Origin of the sequence: Mesorhizobium sp. M0088 (assembly GCF_040322895.1) — a bacterium.
In the GTDB taxonomy this organism is placed as follows: Bacteria; Pseudomonadota; Alphaproteobacteria; order Rhizobiales; family Rhizobiaceae; genus Mesorhizobium.
Genome location: NZ_JAMYUI010000020.1, coordinates 1 through 22,022, shown reverse-complemented (window position 1 = coordinate 22,022; position 22,022 = coordinate 1). Strand labels below are relative to the sequence as shown.

General features: G+C 64.4%; 15 protein-coding genes. 12 read left to right on the top strand and 3 right to left on the bottom strand.

All coding sequences use genetic code 11. The features are described 5' to 3' along the window. Positions 1-123 precede the first annotated feature (123 nt). Positions 124-2,451, top strand: a complete 2,328-nt coding sequence (locus tag NKJ67_RS23140; RefSeq protein WP_352583291.1) for a Tex family protein — start codon at positions 124-126, stop codon at positions 2,449-2,451. On the opposite strand, the gene NKJ67_RS23135 is transcribed toward NKJ67_RS23140, so the two are convergent. Next, positions 2,452-3,363 (bottom strand): LysR family transcriptional regulator, encoded by a 912-nt coding sequence (locus NKJ67_RS23135; protein ID WP_127326690.1) that lies wholly within the window; start codon positions 3,361-3,363, stop codon positions 2,452-2,454. Between the two features lie 138 nt (positions 3,364-3,501). Between NKJ67_RS23135 and NKJ67_RS23130 the strand changes: the two genes are divergently transcribed. The 9 genes from NKJ67_RS23130 (at position 3,502) to amaB (ending at position 17,335) form a co-directional block, all read left to right on the top strand. Next, positions 3,502-4,698, top strand: coding sequence for an acyl-CoA dehydrogenase (locus NKJ67_RS23130; RefSeq protein ID WP_127257792.1), 1,197 nt, complete (start codon positions 3,502-3,504; stop codon positions 4,696-4,698). 112 nt (positions 4,699-4,810) lie between these two features. Continuing rightward, positions 4,811-8,170 (top strand): transglutaminase family protein, encoded by a 3,360-nt coding sequence (locus tag NKJ67_RS23125; RefSeq protein ID WP_352583289.1) that lies wholly within the window; start codon positions 4,811-4,813, stop codon positions 8,168-8,170. Between the two features lie 6 nt (positions 8,171-8,176). Then, positions 8,177-10,588, top strand: coding sequence for a circularly permuted type 2 ATP-grasp protein (locus NKJ67_RS23120; protein WP_352583287.1), 2,412 nt, complete (start codon positions 8,177-8,179; stop codon positions 10,586-10,588). 66 nt (positions 10,589-10,654) lie between these two features. Beyond that, entirely contained in the window at positions 10,655-11,539 is an 885-nt protein-coding gene (locus tag NKJ67_RS23115; RefSeq protein ID WP_127270501.1) for a transglutaminase family protein, read from the top strand. Between the two features lie 143 nt (positions 11,540-11,682). Further along, positions 11,683-12,621: a glycosyltransferase family 2 protein gene (locus NKJ67_RS23110; protein ID WP_127271543.1), complete on the top strand. Its 939-nt coding sequence runs from the start codon at positions 11,683-11,685 to the stop codon at positions 12,619-12,621. A gap of 99 nt (positions 12,622-12,720) precedes the next feature. Continuing rightward, positions 12,721-13,827 (top strand): DNA topoisomerase IB, encoded by a 1,107-nt coding sequence (locus NKJ67_RS23105; RefSeq protein WP_127271541.1) that lies wholly within the window; start codon positions 12,721-12,723, stop codon positions 13,825-13,827. A gap of 108 nt (positions 13,828-13,935) precedes the next feature. Then, positions 13,936-14,310, top strand: a complete 375-nt coding sequence (locus tag NKJ67_RS23100; protein ID WP_127270092.1) for a YciI family protein — start codon at positions 13,936-13,938, stop codon at positions 14,308-14,310. Beyond that, complete coding sequence (locus NKJ67_RS23095) at positions 14,307-15,581, top strand: RNA polymerase sigma factor (protein ID WP_127270094.1); 1,275 nt, start codon at positions 14,307-14,309, stop codon at positions 15,579-15,581. The genes NKJ67_RS23100 and NKJ67_RS23095 overlap by 4 nt, the downstream gene beginning before the upstream one ends. 239 nt (positions 15,582-15,820) lie before the next feature. Continuing rightward, entirely contained in the window at positions 15,821-17,335 is a 1,515-nt protein-coding gene (amaB, locus tag NKJ67_RS23090) for an L-piperidine-6-carboxylate dehydrogenase (protein WP_502905228.1), read from the top strand. 46 nt (positions 17,336-17,381) lie between these two features. Here amaB and NKJ67_RS23085 read toward each other — a convergent pair whose 3' ends face one another. Beyond that, complete coding sequence (locus NKJ67_RS23085; RefSeq protein WP_352583283.1) at positions 17,382-18,248, bottom strand: hypothetical protein; 867 nt, start codon at positions 18,246-18,248, stop codon at positions 17,382-17,384. Positions 18,249-18,402: 154 nt separating this feature from the next. Continuing rightward, complete coding sequence (locus NKJ67_RS23080; RefSeq protein WP_256745537.1) at positions 18,403-19,275, bottom strand: hypothetical protein; 873 nt, start codon at positions 19,273-19,275, stop codon at positions 18,403-18,405. Between the two features lie 446 nt (positions 19,276-19,721). Between NKJ67_RS23080 and NKJ67_RS23075 the strand changes: the two genes are divergently transcribed. Further along, the gene (locus NKJ67_RS23075) at positions 19,722-21,428 is read left to right on the top strand and encodes a ShlB/FhaC/HecB family hemolysin secretion/activation protein (RefSeq protein ID WP_256745538.1); all 1,707 of its coding nucleotides are present in this window, start codon (positions 19,722-19,724) and stop codon (positions 21,426-21,428) included. A gap of 10 nt (positions 21,429-21,438) precedes the next feature. Further along, the coding region (locus NKJ67_RS23070; RefSeq protein ID WP_352583281.1) for a two-partner secretion domain-containing protein at positions 21,439-22,022 on the top strand (584 nt) is incomplete at its 3' end.

Here is a 22,022-nt window from a genome sequence, read left to right as displayed (position 1 = left end):
CGCCTGGCCGCCACATTAGCGCGCGCTTTCCTGTGGACCCGCCGGGCTCATGGAAACGCGGCGGTTGGCGGACCGGACGTCTGCGCCTATGGTCGCCGCTCTTTGGACGAGAGCAGGTACGACATGGCATCCGACATCAAGCGCATTGCAGCCATCATCGCGGCAGAGATCAGCGCGCGGCCCGAACAGGCGGCCGCGGCGATTGAACTGCTCGATGAGGGCGCGACAGTGCCGTTCGTGGCGCGCTACCGCAAGGAAGTCACCGGCGGGCTCGACGACACGCAATTGCGCGATCTTGCCGAACGCCTTGCCTATCTGCGCGAGCTCGATGCGCGCCGCGACACCATCCTTGGCTCGATCCGCGAACAGGGCAAGCTGACCGAGGAGCTTGCAGGCAAGATCGTCGCCGCCAGCACCAAGGCGGAACTTGAGGACATCTACCTGCCCTACAAGCCCAAGCGCCGGACCAAGGCCGAGATCGCCAGGGAGCGCGGGCTGGGGCCGCTGGCCGAAGCCATCCTGGCGAACCGCTCATTGGTGCCTGCCGAACTGGCGCTGGCCTATGTCAGCGAAGAGGTGGCCGATACCAAGGCAGCGCTCGAAGGGGCGCGCGACATCCTGTCGGAACAATTCGCCGAGAATGCCGATCTGGTCGGAAAATTGCGCAGCTACATGAAGGAGCGCGCCTTCATGCGCGCCAGGGTGGTCGACGGCAAGCAGGAAGCCGGTGCGAAATTCTCCGACTATTTCGACCATGTCGAGCGCTGGGCAAATGTGCCGAGCCATCGCGCGCTGGCGATGCTGCGTGGCCGCAACGAGGAGGTGCTTTCGCTCGACATCGAGGTCGATGCCGATGATACGTCGCCGGTGAAGCCGGTCGAGCGGATGATCGCCAATGCCTATGCCATCGGAGGCAGCCTGCCGGGTGACCGCTGGCTGATGGAGGTGGCGGGCTGGACCTGGCGCATAAAACTGTCGCTGCACCTGACTCTCGACCTGATGCGCGACCTGCGCGAGCGGGCCGAGGAAGAGGCGATCCATGTGTTCGCCCGTAACCTCAAGGATTTGCTGCTGGCGGCGCCCGCCGGTTCGCGCGCCACTATGGGGCTCGACCCCGGCATCCGCACCGGCGTCAAGGTGGCGGTGGTCGACGGCACCGGCAAGGTGCTGACAACAACGACGGTCTATCCGTTTCCGCCCAGGAACGATGTGCGTGGCACGCAGGCGGAACTCGCCAAGCTCATCCGCCTGCACAAGGTCGAGCTGATTTCGATCGGCAACGGCACCGGCAGCCGCGAGACGGAAAAGCTGGTCGCCGACATGCTGTCCGACATGCCGGCGGATGGTGGTCCGAAGCCCCTGAAGGTGATCGTCAGCGAGGCCGGCGCCTCGGTCTATTCGGCATCGGCGACGGCGGCGGCGGAATTCCCCGGCCTCGACGTATCGCTGCGCGGCGCGGTGTCGATCGCCCGGCGCCTGCAGGATCCGTTGGCCGAACTGGTCAAGATCGAACCCAAATCGATTGGCGTCGGCCAGTACCAGCACGATGTCGACCAGTACCGTCTCGGCCGCTCGCTGGAAGCGGTGGTCGAGGACGCGGTCAACGCCGTTGGCGTCGACCTCAACACCGCCTCGGCGCCGCTGCTGGCGCGCGTTTCAGGTCTCGGCGCGTCTCTGGCCGACGCGATCGTCGCCCATCGCGATGCAACCGGGCCCTTCGCCAGCCGGAAGGATCTGCTCAAGGTGCCGCGGCTCGGACCGCGGGCCTTCGAACAATCCGCCGGCTTCCTGCGCATCGCCAATGGCAGCGAGCCGCTCGATGCCTCGTCGGTGCATCCGGAGGCCTATGGCGTGGCGAAGAAGATCGTCGCCGCCTGCGGGCGCGATGTGCGGTCGCTGATGGGCGATAGTGCCGCGCTGAAGGCACTCGACCCGCGCGTCTTCGTCGACGAGCGTTTCGGCCTGCCGACGGTGCGCGACATCCTGGCGGAGCTGGAAAAGCCCGGCCGCGACCCGCGCCCAGGCTTCAAGACGGCGACCTTCGCCGACGGCATCGACGACATCAAGGATCTGAAGCCCGGCATGCTGCTTGAAGGCACGGTCACCAATGTGGCCGCCTTCGGCGCCTTTGTCGATATCGGAGTGCATCAGGACGGGCTGGTGCATGTCTCGCAACTGGCCGACCGGTTCATCAAGGACGCGCATGAGGTCGTGAAGGCCGGCGATGTGGTCAAGGTGCGGGTCGTCGACGTCGACATCAAGCGCAAGCGCATCGCGCTTTCCATGCGCAAGGATGGCGGCGAGGGTGGCGCACCGCGTGGCGGGCCACGCGACAATGGCGGCGGCAGGCCGGCACCACGTTCGCCGGCACCGCAGCAACGCCAGCCGGAGCGGCCGGCACAGCAAGGCGCATTCGGTGCTGCCTTGGCGGATGCGCTGAAGCGAAAGTAGCTACCACGCCAGAACGGCCGGCTCCTTCTCGACCTGGCCCAGCAGCCAGTCGCGAAAACTGGCGACTGGCGGATGGCCGCGCTTGTCGTGTGGGACGACGAGATAGTAGGCGCTGCGGCTTTGCATGGGCCGGCCTGGCGCCGGCACCAGCTGGCCGCGCTGCAGTTCGCCTGCAATGAGGATCAGCGGCAGCAGCGCCACGCCGAGCCCCGCCATGCAGGCCTGGGCGGCGGTGCCGAACTGCTCGAACTGCATGCCCGGTCCGGTCGGCGCGCTCAGGCCCTGATGCTCGAACCATTCGGTCCAGGCGCCAGGACGCGTCGCCATGTGCAGCAGCGGCAGGCGGCCGATATCGGCCGGTGAGGCGATGGCGCGGCCGGCGAGGAATTCGGGCGACACGACCGGCGCCACGGTTTCGCGCACCAACAGTGTCGAGTCGGCCTCGGGCCAGTCCGGCAGGCCATAGTGGATGGCGGCATCCAGCCTCTCCCTGGCGAAGTCGAAGCGGCCGACGCGGGTGACGAAGTTGATGGTGATATCGGGATTGTTTTCTACGAAATCGGGGATCATCGGCATCAGCCAGCGCGTGCCGAAGGTCGGCAGAATAGCCAGGTTCAGGATGCCGCTATGCCGATTGCTCATCAATCCAAGGGCTGCGTCACGCAACTGGCCAAGTGCTGAACGCACCGCCTCGGCGTAGATTTCGCCCGATGTCGACAGCCTGACATTGCGGCTGTCGCGTTCGAACAGCCGGCGGCCGAATTGGTCTTCAAGCGATCTGATCTGCCGGCTGACTGCGCCCTGGGTCAAATCGAGCTCCTGGGCGGCAGCGGTGAAACTGCCCAGCCGGGCCACAGCCTCGAAGGCGGCAAGGGCGCTTATGTTGGGCAAAAGGCGGCGTTGGACACTCATGACCCATTCCTAGAGCTCATTGATCGGTGAATCAATTTCGTTTGATTTTTTCGAGGCGCAGGCCGATAGAACGGGCCAACATTTTGCTTCATGCATGTCATCGTTTTGAGCGACATGCATTGGTTTGGGAGAAACGCGATGGCCGCCGACAAGAACGCATTCGTCTGGGAAGATCCGTTCCTGATCGAGGGCCAGCTTTCGGAAGACGAGCGCATGGTGCGCGACGGCGCGGCCGCCTTCGCCGCCGACAAGCTGGCGCCGCGGATCGAGGACGCCTACCTCAACGAAACTTTCGATACCGCGATCTTCCGCGAAATGGGCGAGGCCGGCCTGCTCGGCATCAACATCCCCGAGGAATTCGGCGGGCTTGGCGCGAACTACGTCACCTATGGGCTGGTCGCGCGGGAAGTCGAACGTGTCGACTCGGGTTATCGTTCGATGATGTCAGTGCAGTCGTCGCTGGTGATGTATCCGATCTACGCCTATGGCTCGGACGAACAGCGCAGGAAGTACCTGCCCAAGCTTGCCAGCGGCGAGTGGATCGGCTGTTTTGGCCTGACCGAGCCGGATGCCGGCTCCGACCCGGGCGGCATGAAGACACGCGCCGAGAGGACAGCCAACGGCTACAAGCTGTCCGGTTCGAAGATGTGGATTTCCAACGCGCCGGTCGCCGACGTGTTCGTCGTCTGGGCGAAGCTGAAGGGCGAGAACGGCAAGGACGAGATCCGTGGCTTCGTGCTGGAAAAGGGCATGAAGGGGCTTTCGGCGCCGAAGATCGGCGGCAAGCTGTCGCTGAGGGCGTCGATCACCGGCGAGGTGGTGATGGAAGGCGTCGAGGTCGGCGAAGACGCGCTGCTGCCCAACGCAAAAGGCCTTGGCGGACCGTTCGGCTGCCTCAACCGGGCTCGCTTCGGCATTTCCTGGGGCTCGATGGGCGCCGCCGAGGATTGCTGGCACCGCGCCCGCCAATACGGTCTCGATCGCAAGCAGTTCGGCAAGCCGCTGGCCGGCACGCAGCTCTACCAGAAGAAGCTGGCGGATATGCAGACCGAGATCGCGCTTGGGCTGCAGGCATCCTTGCGCGTCGGGCGGCTGCTGGATGAAGGCAAGATGGCGCCGGAAATGATCTCGATCGTCAAGCGCAACAATTGCGGCAAGGCGCTCGACATCGCCCGCCAGGCCCGCGACATGCATGGCGGCAACGGTATCCAGATCGGCTACCACGTCATGCGCCACGCGCAGAACCTGGAGACTGTCAACACCTATGAAGGCACGCATGACGTGCATGCGCTGATCCTGGGAAGGGCGCAGACGGGGATACAGGCGTTTTTCTGAGCCGGCAACCGTTGCTTAAATTAGGTGCACCGCAACATCTCTGCTTGGAGAATGGCCGCCTGATGTGTCAGGGTTCAGCGAAATCGTTTGAAACGCTGAATTCCGGGGCTCCATGGCAATTCTGGCAGCTGTCTACCACCTGACCCACTACCAGTACGACCGGCCGGTGGTTCTCGGGCCCCAGATCATCAGGCTGCAGCCGGCGCCGCATTCCCGCACCAAGGTGCTGAGCCATTCGCTCAAGGTCGAGCCGGCCAACCACTTCGTCAATCTGCAGCAGGACCCCTACGGCAACTTCCTAGCCCGCTTCGTGTTTCCGGAGCCGGTGACGGAGTTGAAGATCGAGGTCGACCTCGTCGCCGACATGACAGTCTACAATCCGTTCGATTTCTTCGTCGAGCCGTCGGCCGAGGCGTTTCCATTCGAGTATCCGGAAGAAATCCGCGACGATCTCGCCATCTATCGCACGCCGGAACCCGCGGGACCCCTGCTGTCCGCGCTGCTGAACACCATCGATCGCAGCGCTGCCAACACCGTCAATTTCCTGGTCGACCTCAATGCGCGGCTGCAGCGCGAGATCGCCTATATCGTGCGCATGGAAACCGGAGTGTTCTCGCCGGAAGAGACCTTGGCCGCGAAAAAGGGGTCATGCCGGGATTCAAGCTGGCTGCTGGTGCAGATCCTGCGCAATCTCGGCATCGCCGCGCGCTTCGTCTCCGGCTATCTGATCCAGTTGAAGCCCGATCTGATCGCGCTGGACGGTCCGCCGGGAACGGCGACAGACTTCACCGATCTGCATGCCTGGTGCGAGGTTTATCTTCCCGGCGCCGGCTGGATCGGCTTCGATCCGACCTCGGGCCTGCTCACCGGCGAGAGCCATGTGCCGCTGGCCGCCACGCCGCATTTCCGCAACGCGGCTCCCATTTCCGGCATGGCGAGCTTCGCCAATGTCGAATTCGGCTTCGAGATGCGGGTCGACCGCATCGCCGAACATCCGCGCATCACCAAGCCATTTTCGGACGAAAGCTGGCAGGCGCTCGACGCGCTGGGCAACAAGGTCGATGCAGCGCTTGCCGCCGGCGACGTGCGGCTGACCATGGGCGGCGAGCCGACTTTCGTGTCGATCGACGATTTCGAGTCGGCCGAATGGAACACCGCCGCCGTCGGTCCCACCAAGCGCGAAAAGGCGGACGAACTGATCCGTAAACTGCGCGAGCGCTTCGCGCCCGGCGGCTTTCTCCATTACGGCCAGGGCAAATGGTATCCGGGCGAAAGCCTGCCGCGCTGGACCTTTTCGCTCTACTGGCGTGCCGACGGCCAGCCGGTATGGAGCGATCCGTCCCTGATCGCACGCGAAAAGAGCGAGGCCGATATCGGCCCGAAGCAGGCCGAAAGCCTGCTCACCGCGATTGCCGGCGAACTCGGCATCGACAAGACCATGGTCAGCGAAGCCTATGAGGATCCGGCCGAATGGCTGCTCAAGGAAGGCAAGCTGCCCGACAATGTCGATCCGTCCAACTCCAGGCTGGAGGACCCGGAAGAACGCAGCCGCATGGCGAAAGTGTTCGAACGCGGGCTGACCATGCCGTCCGGCTATGTGCTGCCGGTGCAGCGCTGGAATAGCCAGGCATCGGATCCGCGCTGGCGCTCGGAAAAATGGAAGACGCGGCGCGGCCGGCTGTTCCTGGTACCCGGCGATTCACCCGTCGGCTACCGCCTGCCACTCGGCACGTTGCCCTATGTGCCGCCGGAGCAATTCCCCTACATCGTGCCGGTCGATCCGTCGCTGCCACGCGGACCGCTGCCCACGCGTGAAGCCATCCTGCCCTCGGCGGCTCCGGCTGAACTGGAAGGTGCCGACGAGATGGCGCGCCGCCAGCAAGCGGCATCGTTCACCGCTGCGACCGGCCAGCAGGACCGGGTCGAACAAGAGATCACGGAGATCGGCGGCGCGGGGCGCCCCGCGCTTTCGGTCGAGCCGCGCGATGGGCGGCTTTGCGTATTCATGCCGCCGGTCGAGGCGCTGGAAGACTATCTCGAACTGGTCGCTGCGGCCGAGAACGCGGCGAAGGCGATCGGCCTTCCCGTGCATATCGAGGGCTACGGCCCGCCTCACGATCCGCGCCTCAACGTCATCCGCGTCGCGCCTGATCCCGGCGTCATCGAAGTCAACATCCATCCTGCTTCCAACTGGCAGGATTGCGTGGCGACGACGACGGCGATCTATGAGGAAGCACGGCAGACACGGCTTGGCGCCGACAAGTTCATGATTGACGGCCGCCACACCGGCACCGGCGGCGGCAACCATGTCGTGGTCGGCGGTGCGACACCCAATGACAGCCCGTTCCTGCGAAGGCCGGACCTGCTGAAGAGCCTGGTGCTGCAATGGCAGCGTCATCCGTCGCTGTCCTATCTGTTCTCCGGCCTGTTCATCGGGCCGACCAGCCAGGCGCCACGCTTCGACGAGGCGCGTCACGACTCGCTCTACGAGCTTGAGATCGCGATGGCGCAGGTACCGCATCCGGACCGGGGCAACGCACCCTTGCCATGGCTGGTCGACCGGCTGTTCCGCAATTTGTTGACCGACGTCACCGGCAATACGCATCGTTCGGAAATCTGCATCGACAAACTGTTTTCGCCGGACGGACCGACCGGTCGGCTGGGACTGGTCGAATTCCGCGGCTTCGAGATGCCGCCCAATGCACGCATGAGCCTCGCGCAGCAACTGCTTGTCAGGGCGATCATTGCCCGTGCCTGGAAGAGCCCGCTCGATGGCCGCTTCGTGCGCTGGGGCACCTCACTGCACGATCGTTTCATGCTGCCGCATTATGTCTGGGCCGATTTCCTCGACGTGCTCGACGACCTCAAGCTCAACGGCTTCGAATTCAGGCCCGAATGGTTCGACGCCCAGCTCGAATTCCGCTTCCCGTTCTGCGGTCAGGTTCAGCAAGCCGGCATCAAGCTGGAACTGCGGCAGGCGCTCGAACCCTGGCATGTCATGGGCGAGCAAGGCGCGATCGGCGGCACCGTGCGTTTCGTCGATTCCTCGGTCGAACGGCTGCAGGTCAAGACCGAAGGGTTGAATCCGGAGCGCCACGCGATCGTCTGCAACGGCCGTATCGTGCCGATGAAGGTGACGGACAACAGAGAGGTCGCGGTGGCGGGCGTCCGCTTCAAGGCCTGGCAGCCGGCATCGGGCCTGCATCCGGCGCTGCCGGTCAACACGCCGCTGGTCTTCGACATCTATGACCGCTGGTCGGGACGTGCGGTCGGCGGCTGCGTCTACCACGTCGCCCATCCCGGCGGGCGCAATTACGACACCTTTCCGGTCAATGGCAACGAGGCGGAAGCTCGGCGGCTCGCCCGCTTCGAACCGCGCGGCCATACGCCATCCGCCTATGTGATCCGTGAAGAACAACCGGCGGAAGATTTCCCGATGACCCTTGACCTTCGGCGGCCGGCAAGACTCTGATCAGCGATGGCAAAGGGGAATCACAAGAGGGGACGCGGCAAGCCGCAGACCTACAGCCTGCTGGAGCACTACCAGCCGATCGACGGCGTCGTCGACGAGATGGTCGATGCGTCAGGCAATCCTCGCCCGGCCTGGAAGCATTTTGTCGAGGCGCTCGAGGAACTTGGCGCTGAAAAGCTCGGCCAGCGCTTTGCCCGCGCCGACCAGTATCTGCGCGATGCCGGCGTTTATTACCGCGTCTATGACAAGGCCGGTGCCAATGAGCGCGAATGGCCGCTGGCGCATGTCCCGGTTCTCATCGAGGAGAGCGAGTGGGCGGCGATCAGCGCCGGCCTCGTGCAGCGCGCCGACCTGTTCGAGGAAACCATCGCCGATATCTACGGGCCGAACCGGCTGGTCGAGAAAGGCATCCTGCCGGCGGGATTGATCGCCGCCAGCCCGGAATATTTGCGGCCTGTCGTCGGCACCAGGCCGGCCGGCGGCCACTTCCTGCATTTCTGCGCCTTCGAACTCGGCCGCGGGCCTGATGGCCGATGGTGGGTGCTGGGTGATCGCACGCAGGCGCCGTCCGGCGCCGGTTTCGCACTGGAAAACCGCGTCGCCACCACACGCGCGCTGTCCGACATCTATGGCGAGATGCATGTGCACCGCCTTGCCGGCTTTTTCCGCCGTTTTCGCGACGCGCTGATCGGCATGGCCAAGGAAACCGACGGCCGCGTCGCCATCCTGACGCCGGGGCCGCTCAACGAAACTTATTACGAGCACGCCTACATCGCCCGCTACCTCGGCATCATGCTGCTCGAAGGCGAGGATTTGACCGTCTCCGGCAGCCGGCTGATGGTGCGCACAGTTTCCGGCCTGATGCCGATCAGCGTGTTGTGGCGGCGGCTCGACGCCGCCTTCGCCGATCCGCTCGAACTGCGCGCGGATTCGCAGATCGGCACGCCGGGCCTGGTCGAGGCGATCCGCCAGGGCGCGGTTGCTACCGTCAACGCGCTGGGCTCCGGCCTGATGGAGACGCGCGCGCTGCTTGCCTTCCTGCCCAAGATTTCACGGGCCTTGCGGGGCGAGGAATTGCTGCTGCCAAGCGTCGCGACATGGTGGTGCGGGCAAGCAACCGAACGCGCGCATGTGCTGGCCAACATCGATCGCATGGTGATCGGGCCGGCGCTGTCGACGAGGCTTGCCTTCGAGGACGACGATTCAACGAAGCTAGGCTCGGCTCTGTCGGCCGGGGAGCGGGCGGAACTGGTGGCGCGCATTGAACGTGATGGCGGCGATTTCGTCGGCCAGGAAGCGGTGACGCTTTCGACGACGCCCGTCTATGTCGGCGGCTGGCTGGAGCCGCGGCCAGCCAGCCTGCGCGTCTACCTGGCGCGAACGCCGGAGGGCTGGACGGTGATGCCGGGCGGTTTTGCCCGTATCGGCCTGTCGCTCGACCCGACGGCGATCGCCATGCAGCGTGGCGGCCAGGCGGCGGATGTCTGGGTTGTCAGCGACAAACCGGTGGAGCGCGAGACGCTGCTGCCGCAAGAAGGCGACAGTTTCAGCCGCACCAGGCCCGGCAGCCTGCCCAGTCGCGCGGCGGAGAACCTGACCTGGCTCGGCCGCTATATCGAGCGCTCGGAAGACACGGTGCGTATCCTGCGCGCCTACCATGTGCGGCTGGCCGAAACCTCCGACCCGGATATGCCGCTGCTCGCCGACATCAGGGATTATCTCGAACCTTTCGGCATCGATGTGGAGACGGCGATCCCGTCAGGGCTGATCGGCACGCTGGATAGTGCGGTCTACAGCGCCGGGCAGATCCGCGACCGCTTCTCGCCCGATGGCTGGCTGGCGCTGAAGGACCTGTCGAAAACCATCCATCAGTTCGCAACGACGGTCGCGCCCGGCGACGACGCGACCCGGGCGATGACGGTCATCCTGCGCAAGCTCGCCGGCTTTTCCGGCCTGCTGCACGAGAACATGTACCGCTTCGCCGGTTGGCGCTTCCTCGAGATCGGCCGCCGGCTGGAGCGCGGTATCCAGATCTCCCGCACGCTGTCGCGGCTGACCAGCGCCAAGGCGCCGGACGGCGCGCTGGACATGATGCTGGAGATCGGCGACAGCGTGATGACCCATCGCCGCCAATATCCGGTGCAGGCCGGTCGGCGCACGGTGATCGACCTGCTGGCGCTCGATCCGCTCAATCCGCGCTCCATCCTGTTCCAACTCGAAAGGCTGAAGGCCGAAATCGGCCTGTTGCCGTCGCTCGGCGGGGAGGGACAAATGTCGCCGGCGGCGAAGGAAATCCTGCAGCTCAACACCCAGATCGCCATCAAGGAGCCTTCGGATATGACGGCAAAGGCGCTGGACGACCTCGCCTTTGAAATCGGCGGCCTCTACAACAGCCTCGCCAAAGCCTATTTCGGCTAAGCAGGTTCCGCAAAACTGTCGCACGGTTTTGCGACAAGAACCTGCGCAAAGGCAGAAAAATAGAACATGCTCTACGACATCAGGCTTCATCTGCATTACGATTACGCTGCAGCGGCCGGCGGCGGTCGTCATCAGGTGCGCGTACTGCCGTCGACGATATCAGGCGTGCAGCGTGTCATCGCCGCATCCCTGTCCTTTGCGCCGGCACCCAACGAACGTTCCGACTTTTCCGATTTCTTCGGCAACAACGTCACCTCGATCGCCTTTCGCGACGCGCATGACGCGCTCGACATCAGGATGAGCGCCCGCGTGTCGGTGTCTCGGCCCGAGCCCGGGCTCGACGTGTCGCCCGATATCGCCCGGCTGAGGCAAGAACTCGCCGCGATGCGGTCTCTGGCACCTGATGCACCGCACCACTTCCTGACGGCCAGCACCCATGCCGGCATCGACGATGCGATCACCGCTTACGCACGCGACAGCATCGCCGGCTCTGCCGCCGGCACGGCCGTGAGCCTGTGCAATCGCATCCATCGCGATTTCACCTATGACGGCGAAGCGACAACGGTGCGGACCCGGGCCAGTGATGCCTTCAAGTTGAAGCGCGGCGTTTGCCAGGACTTTTCACACATCATGATCGCCGGCCTGCGCGGGCTCGGTATTCCGGCCGGCTATGTCAGCGGCTTCTTGCGCACCATCCCGCCGAAGGGCAAGCCCCGGCTGGAAGGCGCCGATGCGATGCATGCCTGGGTCAAGGTCTGGTGCGGGCGCGATGCGGGCTGGCAGGAATTCGATCCGACCAACGGCATGCGGGCCAGCAACGACCATATCACCGTCGGCCACGGCCGCGACTATTCGGACGTGGCGCCGATCGTCGGCGTGCTCAAGACCACGGGGGGACAGGTTGGCGAGCAAGCTGTCGACGTCATTCCGGTCGTGCTCGAAAGAGCCTGAAGCAGGTCGTACACGCAGCGGTATTTGCGCCGCAATTCGGGATGGACAAGACTGCTTCTCAAATACCGATGCGGCCGCTAGTCTGTATTCGTTTCGGGGTGACGGTAGTTGTATCCTCAAGCGCATGGCGCGAGGTTTTGTAATTGAGAGCAATCAGCGTCGTCATTCCTGCCTGTAACGCGGCGGCGACCATTGCTGCAACGCTGGCATCGCTACGCAGCGAGGCCGAGATCATCGGCGAGATATTGCTGGTCGACGATGCGTCGACCGATGGCACGGCAACCATCGCGCGGGAGGCCGCGGCACAACTCTCGTTGCCGCTGCGCGTGCTGTCGGCCAAATGCCGCGATGCAGGCGGTGCCCGCAATGTGGCGCTGGCCGAAGCGGTCTATTCCTGGGTCTACCTGATCGATGCCGACGACCTGCATCTGCGGGGCGGGTTGCGCGCACTGCTCCGCAAGGCTCAGGAGCGGCCGGAGGCCGACATGATCGTGGGTGCCTACCGGCGACGGGTGAACGGCCAGGACCGGCAGATCAAGATGCCGAACGGCTATCAGGCTGCGTGCCTGGCAAATGCCTCGGCCTATGTGAAAGGCGATATACGTTCGGTCGCCGTGGGCAGCGTTCTGGCATCGCGGACCCTGATCGGCGAGACGCGGTTCCCCATCGGAATGGCCTATGACGAGGACACGCTGTTCTGGGCACGGCTGATGAGCAAGGCATCGCTCGCCATGGTCTCGCAACCTGTCATGGTCTATGAGGTTTCGCCGGTACGTTCCGATGACCGCTTTGCCCTCAACCCGGTGCGGCGCTTTCTGGACTGGCGCCGGGAACTGCGCACACTCACCGACTGCAACATCCCGTTGTCGGCGCTCAAGGCCAGGGAAGGGCTTGTCGCCCTCAAGATCGCCCGGGTCCACTATGCGCGCGGCGACCTGGGCACCGCGGCGCGCTTCCTGGCGGTAGCCGCGGCCGCGCCGAAGCGGCGCTCAGAAGCTTGGCGCTGCCTGCGCTACAGGTTCAAGCTCGCGGCGCGGCGGCGTTTGTCCGCGCCGCCGATCAAGCTGCAAGGCGCTCTGTAGGCGCCAGCCACCGCGATATCGGCGCGAGGCGCTTTTCGGACGGCGGGTGGAACCAGCGGTCGGCCAGTGGCTTATCTACGGAATTCGCGTGGAGCCGACATGTTGCAAAAATCCGGATTGTCGCCCAGCCGACCGGCTGGCGAGGACGCTGTATCGCCAGATGGTGCGCCCAAAAACGGGGCACAAAGCTCGGCCGACCATGCGTCGCTTAGCTATGTCAGCGATGCCGAGCCCGGTATCCGACGGCTAAAGACGGGCAAGGGGTTTTCCTACCAGGGGCCGGACGGAGGGACAGTTTCGGACACTACCAGGGCCCGCATCGAGGCGATCGTCATTCCGCCGGCCTGGACGGATGTGTGGATTTCGCCGGACGCGGACGGCCATATCCAGGCAACCGGCAGGGACCAGCGCGGACGCAAGCAATATCGCTATCATCCGCAATGGGCCGAAGAGCGCGATGGTGCCAAATATTCGAGCCTGGTTGCTTTCGCCGAGAGCCTGCCGGACCTGCGGCACAGGATCGACAGCGATCTGCGCCGTCGTGGCCTGCCGTTCGAGCGTGTCGTCGCCGCGGTCGTCTGGCTGCTCGATAACACGATGATCCGGGTCGGCAATGCCGCCTACGCCCGCGACAACAAGAGTTTCGGGCTGACCACGTTGCGCGACCGGCATGTGGATATTGTCGGTTCAAGCCTGCGCTTTGCCTTCAAGGGCAAGTCGGGCAAGGAGTGGAAGCTGAAGCTGGTCGACCGCCGCATCGCCAGGATTGTGCGCGGCGCACAGGACCTGCCAGGCCAGAAGCTGTTCCAGTATCTCGATGAGGACGGCAACAGGCGGCCGGTCCGCTCCGAGGACGTCAACCGCTATATCCGTGAGGCGGTCGGTGACGCCTTCAGTTCGAAGCATTTCCGCACCTGGGGCGGCACCATTCACGCCGCGTCGCTGTTTGCCCAAACGGAACTGCCGCAAAGCCAGGCACAGCGAAACAGGGCGATGAACAGCGTCATCGACAAGGTTGCCGAGCGGCTGGGCAATACGCGCGCCGTCTGCCGCAAATGCTATATCCATCCGCGGGTCTTCGAAGCGTGGTCCGAGGGGCGGTTGCTGAATGAAATGGCACAAGCCAACAAACGCAAACGCTCCATCGATGGTCTCGATGACGAGGAAGCTCTCGTGCTGCGATGGCTGAAACTGGGAGAAAGCTGACCGGCGCGGCTGGCCGTGGCCAAATCCGTCTACATCTGGATTTTTTTATCGACGTCGTGTCGGGATCGGTCTTACTGTTTCGTCCTTTGACAGAGAAAAGGACCCGCCATGCTCTACGCAATCCTCTGCTATGCCTCCGAAGATGTCGTCTGCTCCTGGAGCAAGGCACAGGACGACGAGGTCATGGCCAATCTCCTCGACGTTCAGGACAAGTACGCCAAGGCTGGTCGGCTCGGCCCGGTGGCACGGCTTCTGCCGACGACCGCCGCGACGACCCTGAGAAAGGTCAAGGGCGAATCGGTCGTCATCGACGGGCCGTTCGCCGAGACCAAGGAACAGTTCCTCGGCTTCTACACGCTCGAATGCGCCGATCTCGACGAGGCGGTGGAGTTCGCCCGCGAGCTTTCCGAAGTCAACCCGAGCGGCGGCTCCTATGAGATCCGGCCGGTCTCGATCTTCAATCCCGCCAAGGTTTCCGCATGACCGAAATGGCCTGGATCAGCTCCGCGATCAGCGCCGCCCGCCCGCAGGCGATGGGTGCGCTGCTGCGTTATTTCCGCGATCTCGATACGGCGGAGGAAGCTTTCCAGGACGCGTGCCTCAGGGCGCTGAAGAACTGGCCGCAGAACGGGCCGCCGCGCGACCCGGCGGCGTGGCTGATCTTCGTCGGCCGCAACAGCGGCATCGATGCGGTGCGCAAGCGCGCCAAGCAGGCGCCGATGCCGGAGGAAGACCAGGTTTCGGATCTGGAGGACGCCGAGAGCGATATCGCCGAGCGGCTGGACGGGGCGCACTACCGCGACGACATATTGCGGCTGCTGTTCATCTGCTGCCATCCTGATCTGCCGGCAACGCAGCAGATCGCGGTGGCGCTGCGCATCGTCTCCGGTCTTACGGTCAAGCAGATCGCGCGCGCCTTCCTGGTTGGCGAAAGCGCCATGGAGCAGCGCATCACTCGCGCCAAGGCGCGCATTGCGGACGCCGGCGTGCCGTTCGAGACGCCGGGCGCGGTCGAGCGGTCGGAACGCCTCGCCGCCGTCGCCGCCATGGTCTACTTGGTCTTCAACGAGGGCTATTCGACCAACAGCGGCGAGGCGCCGGCCCGCGCACCGCTGTGCGAGGAGGCGATCCGGCTGGCACGGCTCCTGCTGCGGTTGTTCCAGACCGAGCCGGAGATCATGGGGCTGACGGCGCTGTTGCTTCTGCAGCATGCGCGCGCACCGGCCCGTTTCGACGAGAGCGGCGAGATCGTGCTGCTCGAAGACCAGGATCGCAGCCTGTGGAGCCGCAAGATGATCGATGAGGGGCTGGCGCTGGTCGACAAGGCGCTACGCCATCGCAAGCCCGGCCCCTACCAGGTGCAAGCGGCGATTGCCGCACTGCACGCGCGGGCCGAAAAGGCGGAGGATACCGACTGGAACGAGATCGATCTGCTCTATCGCTTGCTGGAGCAGATGCAGCCGTCGCCGGTGGTCACGCTCAACCGGGCTGTCGCGGTCTCGAAGGTGCGTGGACCGGCAGAGGCGCTGGCCATGATCGAGCCGCTGGAAGAACGGCTTTCCGGCTATTTCCATTTTTTCGGCCTCAAGGGGGGCCTCTTGATGCAACTCGACCGGGGGGACGAGGCGCGCGTCGCCTTCGACCGCGCCATAGCGCTTGCTAACACGGCGGCGGAAGCGGCACATATCCGCATGCATATCGACCGGCTGATCAGGGACGGTGCGGTACGCCCACCGGCCAAGAAGGCAAACTGAGCGCCATCTGCCCCATCTGGCTCAATCGTGCAGTTTGGGCTTAGACCATGCCGGGGTGGTGATTTTCCCTTGAAACGAGTAATGCCACGCGATGATCGTGCCTGAGGTGCCTTTGTGCACGCGGGCAGCATGACGCCAGGCTTTGACCGGCATGCCTTTTGTGCATGTCGTTGTCCCAAAACCGCGGGGCACTTTTGGGCGACATGCATTATGAGCGACTGGATCTGAAAGGGACAAGAATGACGATAGGCAAGGAAACGACCGAACTGCTGGCGAAACTGGGTGTGGCCAAGGAGACGCTTGTCGGCGGCGACCTGATCGTGCGCAGCCCGGTGACGGGCGAGCAGATCGCGGCGCTGAGGACGATCTCGCCGGCCGAAGCGGCTAAGATCATTGATGCCGCGCACAAGGCCTTCCAAGCCTGGCGCATGGTGCCAGGCCCGCGGCGTGGCGAACTGGTGCGGCTGCTGGGCGAGGAGCTGCGTACGCACAAGGCCGAGCTTGGCCGGCTGGTCTCGATCGAGGTCGGCAAGATCCCGTCCGAGGGCCTCGGCGAAGTGCAGGAGATGATCGACATCTGCGATTTCGCCGTAGGCCTCTCCCGGCAATTGTACGGCCTGACCATCGCCACCGAGCGCCCGGGCCATCGGATGATGGAAACCTGGCATCCGCTCGGCGTCGTCGGCGTCATTTCCGCCTTCAACTTCCCGGTGGCTGTGTGGTCGTGGAATGCCGCCCTGGCACTGGTCTGCGGCGACGCAGTGGTGTGGAAGCCGTCGGAAAAGACGCCGCTGACCGCACTTGCTTGCGAAGCCATCTTCAAACGTGCGGTCAAGCGCTTCGGCGCGGACGCACCTGATGGCCTGGCGCCGGTGCTGATCGGCGACCGCGCCGTCGGCGAGATCCTGGTCGATCACCCCAAAGTGCCGCTGGTTTCGGCAACCGGCTCGACCCGCATGGGCCGCGACGTCGGCCCGCGGCTGGCCAAGCGCTTTGCGCGTGCGGTGCTGGAGCTCGGCGGCAACAATGCCGGCATCGTCTGCCCGACCGCCGATCTCGACATGGCGCTGCGCGCGATTGCGTTTGGAGCGATGGGCACGGCCGGCCAGCGCTGCACGACGCTGCGGCGCCTGTTCGTGCATGACAGCGTCTACGACGCCTTGGTTCCGCGCCTCAAGAAGGCCTACGAGAGTGTGTCTGTCGGCAATCCGCTGGAGACGTCCTCGCTGGTCGGGCCGCTGATCGACAAGGCGGCCTTCGACGCCATGCAGAAGGCGCTGAAGGAAGCCGCTGCCCATGGCGGCAAGGTGACCGGCGGCACGCGGGTCGAGAACGGCCATCCGGATGCGTACTACGTGCACCCGGCGCTGGTCGAAATGCCAAGCCAGGTGTCACCGGTGACGGAAGAGACCTTCGCGCCGATCCTCTACGTGATGAAATATTCGGACTTCGACGCGGTGCTCGACGAGCACAATGCCGTGGGGGCAGGCCTGTCCTCGTCGATCTTCACCCGAGACCTGCAGGAATCCGAGCGTTTCCTGGGTGTCGACGGATCGGATTGCGGCATTGCCAATGTCAACATCGGTACCTCGGGCGCCGAGATCGGCGGTGCCTTTGGCGGCGAAAAGGAAACCGGGGGCGGCCGCGAGAGCGGCTCCGACGCATGGAAGGCCTATATGCGGCGCGCCACCAACACGGTGAACTATTCCAAGGCGCTGCCGCTCGCCCAGGGCGTGTCGTTCGACATCGACTGAAAGGCTCGCCGGCTTGGGCATCCCCGCACCGGGGATGCCGCACCGGTCAGCTGCCTGCCGGCGAGTCGAAGGCCTTGACGAACGCGGCATCGATGATAGCCAGCTTGACGGCCTGGGCGGTCATGTATTCCCGGTAGAAATCGCCCGACACCCACATCACCGAATTGCCGCGCTGGCCAAGCCAGCCAACGCTGCCGAGGTCTTCAGCATCCCGCAGTTTGCGTGCCAGGTGGGTTCGCGACAGCTTGAGCCATTTGGCGAAATCGCCGATCGAGACGACACCGGTCGGTATTTCAGCGAGGCCGGCATGGTCGGGATCGACGCCCGATATCAGCCAGTCCATGACGACGCCGCCATTGTTGAGCCAGGTGAACAGCGAAAAGGTCTGCCTGGGCTCGCGCACGGGGCTGGAGGAGATCAGGCCGTCGGCCACCAGCGGCTGCACCCTGGCGAGAGCATCGGGCCGCTCCAGAAACGTCGCCAGACGGTTCGCACCGTCGAGACTGTCCAGCGTGTGCAGGTGCGCCATCATCCAGCCGGCAACCGTCTCCAGCGTGTTCACCGTTGGCTGAATGGGGCGGATGCGGCCGTCCTGTGTTGCCGGCAGGTGCTCGATGAAATTGTAATGCAGCATCTCCTTGAGGAAGGCGTCGGCGGTGTTGCGGCTGGCGACGGAATTCTCCCGGATGACGTCGATGAAACGCGCCGCCGTCAACTGCTTGCGGTAATCACCGGGCTCCCGTCTGAAATGCAGGGCAAGGCCGATATGCGCCATCAACCAGCGCTGCTGGGTGGCAAATATCGAGGCAAGCCTCGGGTTCATCCCATAGGCCTGGATCATCGCCTGCGCCTGGGCACGGACACAGCGATGCAATGCCGGGTGACCGGCAATATGGTCAAAGGTCTGCGTCATTCCCCCCATGCTCCGATCCAGCCTTACGGCCACGAAGACGCAGATCACATTCTCAGCCTTCACGGCCCGTGTCCAGACGCGCCCTGTCTATAACAGGTTATGATCGCCAGGAGACAATGTTCTCGGTCCGGGCAGATGTCGATCGCGCCGACCCTCAGCGGTCTTCCGGGACTGGAAAACAGGCGGCGAATGCCGCATCGACAATGGCCAGCTTGGCGGCCTGGACGGTCATGTACTCCTGGTAGAAGGTGTTCGACACCCACATCACCGAATGGCCGCGCTGGCCGAGCCAGCCGATGCTGCCGAGTTCCTCGGCAGCGCGCAGCTTGCGGGCGAGGTGGGTCCGCGACAGCTTGAGCCATCTGGCGAAATCTCCGATCGAAACCACGCTGGTCGGAATCCGGTCCAGGCCGGCATGATCGGGGTCGATGCCCGACATCAGCCAGTCCATGACGATGCCGCCATTGTTGAGCCAGATGAACAGGGAAAAGGTCTGGTTGGGCTCACGCACCGGCTTGGAGGCAAGCAGGCCGTCCGCCACCAGAGGCTGCAGCCTGGCAACCATGTCGGGCCGCTCAAGGAACCTGGCCAGCCGGTCGGCACCATCGAGATGATCCAGCGTCTGCAGATGAGCAAGGACCCAGCCGGTGAAAGTCTGCACGGTTGCCGCCGTTGGCTGCAAGGGGTGCGTGCGCCCGTCGCCACCCGAAACATACTCGGCGACATGATAGTGCAGCATCTCCTTGATGAAAGCGTCCGCCGTGTTGCGGCTGGCCACCGCGTGCTGGTGTACGAACTCGATGAAACGCGATACCGTCAGCTCCTTGCGGCGGTCGTGCGGATCGCGCCTGAAATGCATGGCAAGGCCGACATGACCCATCAGCCAACGCTGCTGCGTGGCGAAAATGGAAGCCAGTCGCGGGCTCGTTTCATAGATGTCGATCAGCGCCAACGACTGTGCCTGGACACAGCGATGCAGGGCCGGATGGCCGGCAATGTCTTCCAGATTCAGTGCCTTCCTCCTCATGTTCCGAGTTAACTCCAACAGCGGAGTCGCGTCCACATTTTCCAGCCTTCGACAGCTGTGTCCAGAGGCACCGAATGCGAAGAGCAAGCCCAACCCGAACATGGGGCCGGCCACGACCGGTTCATGGTGGGGTCCGCTAACCGGTTGCTACGCCTTGGAAAACCCCTCCCAATAATAGTCAGCCGGACGGCCGCCCGTTGAATTGACGTTCACCAGAGCGCGGCATAGTTTCCGCGACATCCGAGCGGCGGGGGCACGCCTTCCCGGAAATGAGTTCGAAAGCAGATGCCAATTAACGAGCGATGAAATCTCGCGCGGTGGCGAAGCTTTGCCGAACTCTACCTCGAAGGACGAGTGATTGAGTGAAGTATACAAGCAAGATCGCGGTTGGCAGGGATAACGACTGTCACCCAGTTTTCGGTGAGCTGGCAGCCCGTGGGGGATGGTTGATCCTGCTTGTTGCCTCGGCGTGCCTGTGGCTTCAAGCCGGCGCATTCGCGCAGACAGCCAGCCAGATCACGCCGCCCAGCTTTCGGCCGCCGCCGGCAGCCAACACGGCAGGTGTTTCCATTCCCGAAGGTGTGGGCCTCGAAGCGCCGGCGGGTGCCGGGAAGCTCAAGGTCAAGCTCGGGGATGTCAGCGTCGAAGGCGGCTTGCCCGACATGGCTGGCGTAACACGCAAGATCGTTGCCGGCCTTGCGCACCGCACGGTGACGGCGGCGGAAATCTTTGCCGCGGCGCGAAAACTCGAAACCGAATATGGACGGGCCGGCTATGCGCTGGTGCGGGTGGTGCTGCCGGCGCAGAAGCTCAACGACGGCGCAAGACTCCGGCTGGTCGTCGTCGATGGCTTTCTCGAACGGATCGACACCAGCAATCTGCCCGAGCGCATACGCGGGCGGGTCGAGGCAACGCTGGCGCCGCTCGTTGGACAGAAAAGCATCAAGCTGTCGGCGATCGAACGCAAGCTGCTGCTGGCTGGCGATACGCCCGGCGCCCGGCTGCGCTCGACCTTGCAGGCAGGCTCGGCCAAAGGCGCAAGCGTGCTGGTCATCGACGGCAAATATCGCCCGATCGGCGGCCAAATGACCGGGGACAACTCGCTATCGCCATCGTTGCAGCGCTGGTCTACGGGCATCGGCGTCGATTTCAACTCATTGCTCGGCCTCGGCGAACTCGTCTATGTCAGGGCCGGCGGCTACCCCGATGGCGGCGAGAGCGGCCTGTTCACGGATGGCCCACGCAATCGCAACTATGCCGCCGGCATCGTCGTGCCGATCGGCTATGACGGGCTGACGCTCAACCTGGAAGCCAGCCGCACGCAGGCCAATCCGACAGCCGAGCCCGGCACGCTCGGCTTCGGCAGCGCTTTCGAGCGTTATTCGGCGCGGCTTCGCTATCCCTGGATACGCAGCCGCGCGCTTACGATCAGCACCGAACTGTCATTCGACGTGCAAAACGACACGCTCGACGCGGTGACGCCGATTTCGCTGCCGATCGCCGAGGACCGGCTGCGCATTGCCCGGCTCGGTCTCGACGGCACCTGGTTCACGCCGCTTGGCGGCGTCTTCATCGGCAATGTCGTGGCCTCGTTCGGCATTGACGGGCTCGGCGCGCGCTCGGCCGCCGATGCGACGCCGCTGCTGCCGCTGTCGCGCCAGGGCGCCGACGCCGCTTTCCAGAAACTGGAGGTCTCGGCCAGCTACAGCCAGCCGCTTTCCGCCCATCTCGGCGTCGATCTCTACGCCCGCGCGCAGACCTCGTTTGGCAAGCCGCTGCTGCAGTCCGAACAGATCGGGCTGGTCGGCGCGAACGGTCTGTCGAGCTTCGACGCCGGCGCGCTGCAGGGCGATTCCGGCTATGTGCTGCGCGGCGAGCTGTCCTCACCCTGGTACGTCCCGTTCACCGGCGGCATCGTTTCGTTGTCTCCCTACGTGTTCGGCGCTGTCGGCCAGGTGCATCTCGAAATGCCGACCGCGCTCGAGACGGCCAACATCGTCGGCGCGTCATACGGGCTTGGCCTTAAGGTCGGCACCGCGCTGGCGGGTGACGCGACCAACGCCAGCCTGACGCTGGAATGGGGCCGCCAGCATCGCGACGATCACCTGCCGACAAGCGATCGCTTTTCGCTCAGCGGCGCCGTCCAGTTCTAGAGAGATCACCATGCAGCGCCAAACCCTCTCACGGCGGCACCTTAACCGCACCGGCGCGCCGTTGATGGCGCTGCTTTTGACGTCGACGGCACTTGTCGGCTTCACGTCGGCGCGAGCACAGGAACTGCCGACAGGCGGCAGCGTCGCGTCCGGCGGTGTTACCATCGCCAATCCATCGTCGTCGCAACTGACCATCAGGCAGTCGACCAGTTCGGCGATCGTCAACTGGCAGAGTTTTTCCATCGGCGCCGGCGCGACAGTCAACATCGACCAGCCATCATCCTCGGCAACGATGCTGAACCGCGTCACCGGTGGCACTAAATCGACCATATCGGGCCAGCTCAACGCCAATGGCCAGGTGTTCCTGGTCAATCCCAACGGCATTGCCATCTCCAAGACCGGCAAGGTCAGTGCCGCCGGCTTCGTCGGCTCCTCGCTGGGCATCAGCGACGAGGATTTTGAGGCCGGAAAGCTGGAGTTCGAAGGCAATGGAGTTTCCGCTGCCGTCTCCAACCAGGGTGCGATCAGCATCGGGCGTGGCGGCTATGCCGCATTGATCGGTGGCAGCGTCGACAATGCCGGCTCGATCACCGT

Excerpts from the sequence above, each read along its gene's own strand:
- NKJ67_RS23140 (WP_352583291.1), top strand. The coding sequence starts at position 124 with ATGGCATCCGACATCAAGCGCATTGCAGCCATCATCGCGGCAGAGATC.
- NKJ67_RS23135 (WP_127326690.1), bottom strand. The coding sequence starts at position 3,363 with ATGAGTGTCCAACGCCGCCTTTTGCCCAACATAAGCGCCCTTGCCGCC.
- NKJ67_RS23130 (WP_127257792.1), top strand. The coding sequence starts at position 3,502 with ATGGCCGCCGACAAGAACGCATTCGTCTGGGAAGATCCGTTCCTGATC.
- NKJ67_RS23125 (WP_352583289.1), top strand. The coding sequence starts at position 4,811 with ATGGCAATTCTGGCAGCTGTCTACCACCTGACCCACTACCAGTACGAC.
- NKJ67_RS23120 (WP_352583287.1), top strand. The coding sequence starts at position 8,177 with ATGGCAAAGGGGAATCACAAGAGGGGACGCGGCAAGCCGCAGACCTAC.
- NKJ67_RS23115 (WP_127270501.1), top strand. The coding sequence starts at position 10,655 with ATGCTCTACGACATCAGGCTTCATCTGCATTACGATTACGCTGCAGCG.
- NKJ67_RS23105 (WP_127271541.1), top strand. The coding sequence starts at position 12,721 with ATGTTGCAAAAATCCGGATTGTCGCCCAGCCGACCGGCTGGCGAGGAC.
- NKJ67_RS23100 (WP_127270092.1), top strand. The coding sequence starts at position 13,936 with ATGCTCTACGCAATCCTCTGCTATGCCTCCGAAGATGTCGTCTGCTCC.
- NKJ67_RS23095 (WP_127270094.1), top strand. The coding sequence starts at position 14,307 with ATGACCGAAATGGCCTGGATCAGCTCCGCGATCAGCGCCGCCCGCCCG.
- amaB (WP_502905228.1), top strand. The coding sequence starts at position 15,821 with ATGACGATAGGCAAGGAAACGACCGAACTGCTGGCGAAACTGGGTGTG.
- NKJ67_RS23085 (WP_352583283.1), bottom strand. The coding sequence starts at position 18,248 with ATGACGCAGACCTTTGACCATATTGCCGGTCACCCGGCATTGCATCGC.
- NKJ67_RS23080 (WP_256745537.1), bottom strand. The coding sequence starts at position 19,275 with ATGAGGAGGAAGGCACTGAATCTGGAAGACATTGCCGGCCATCCGGCC.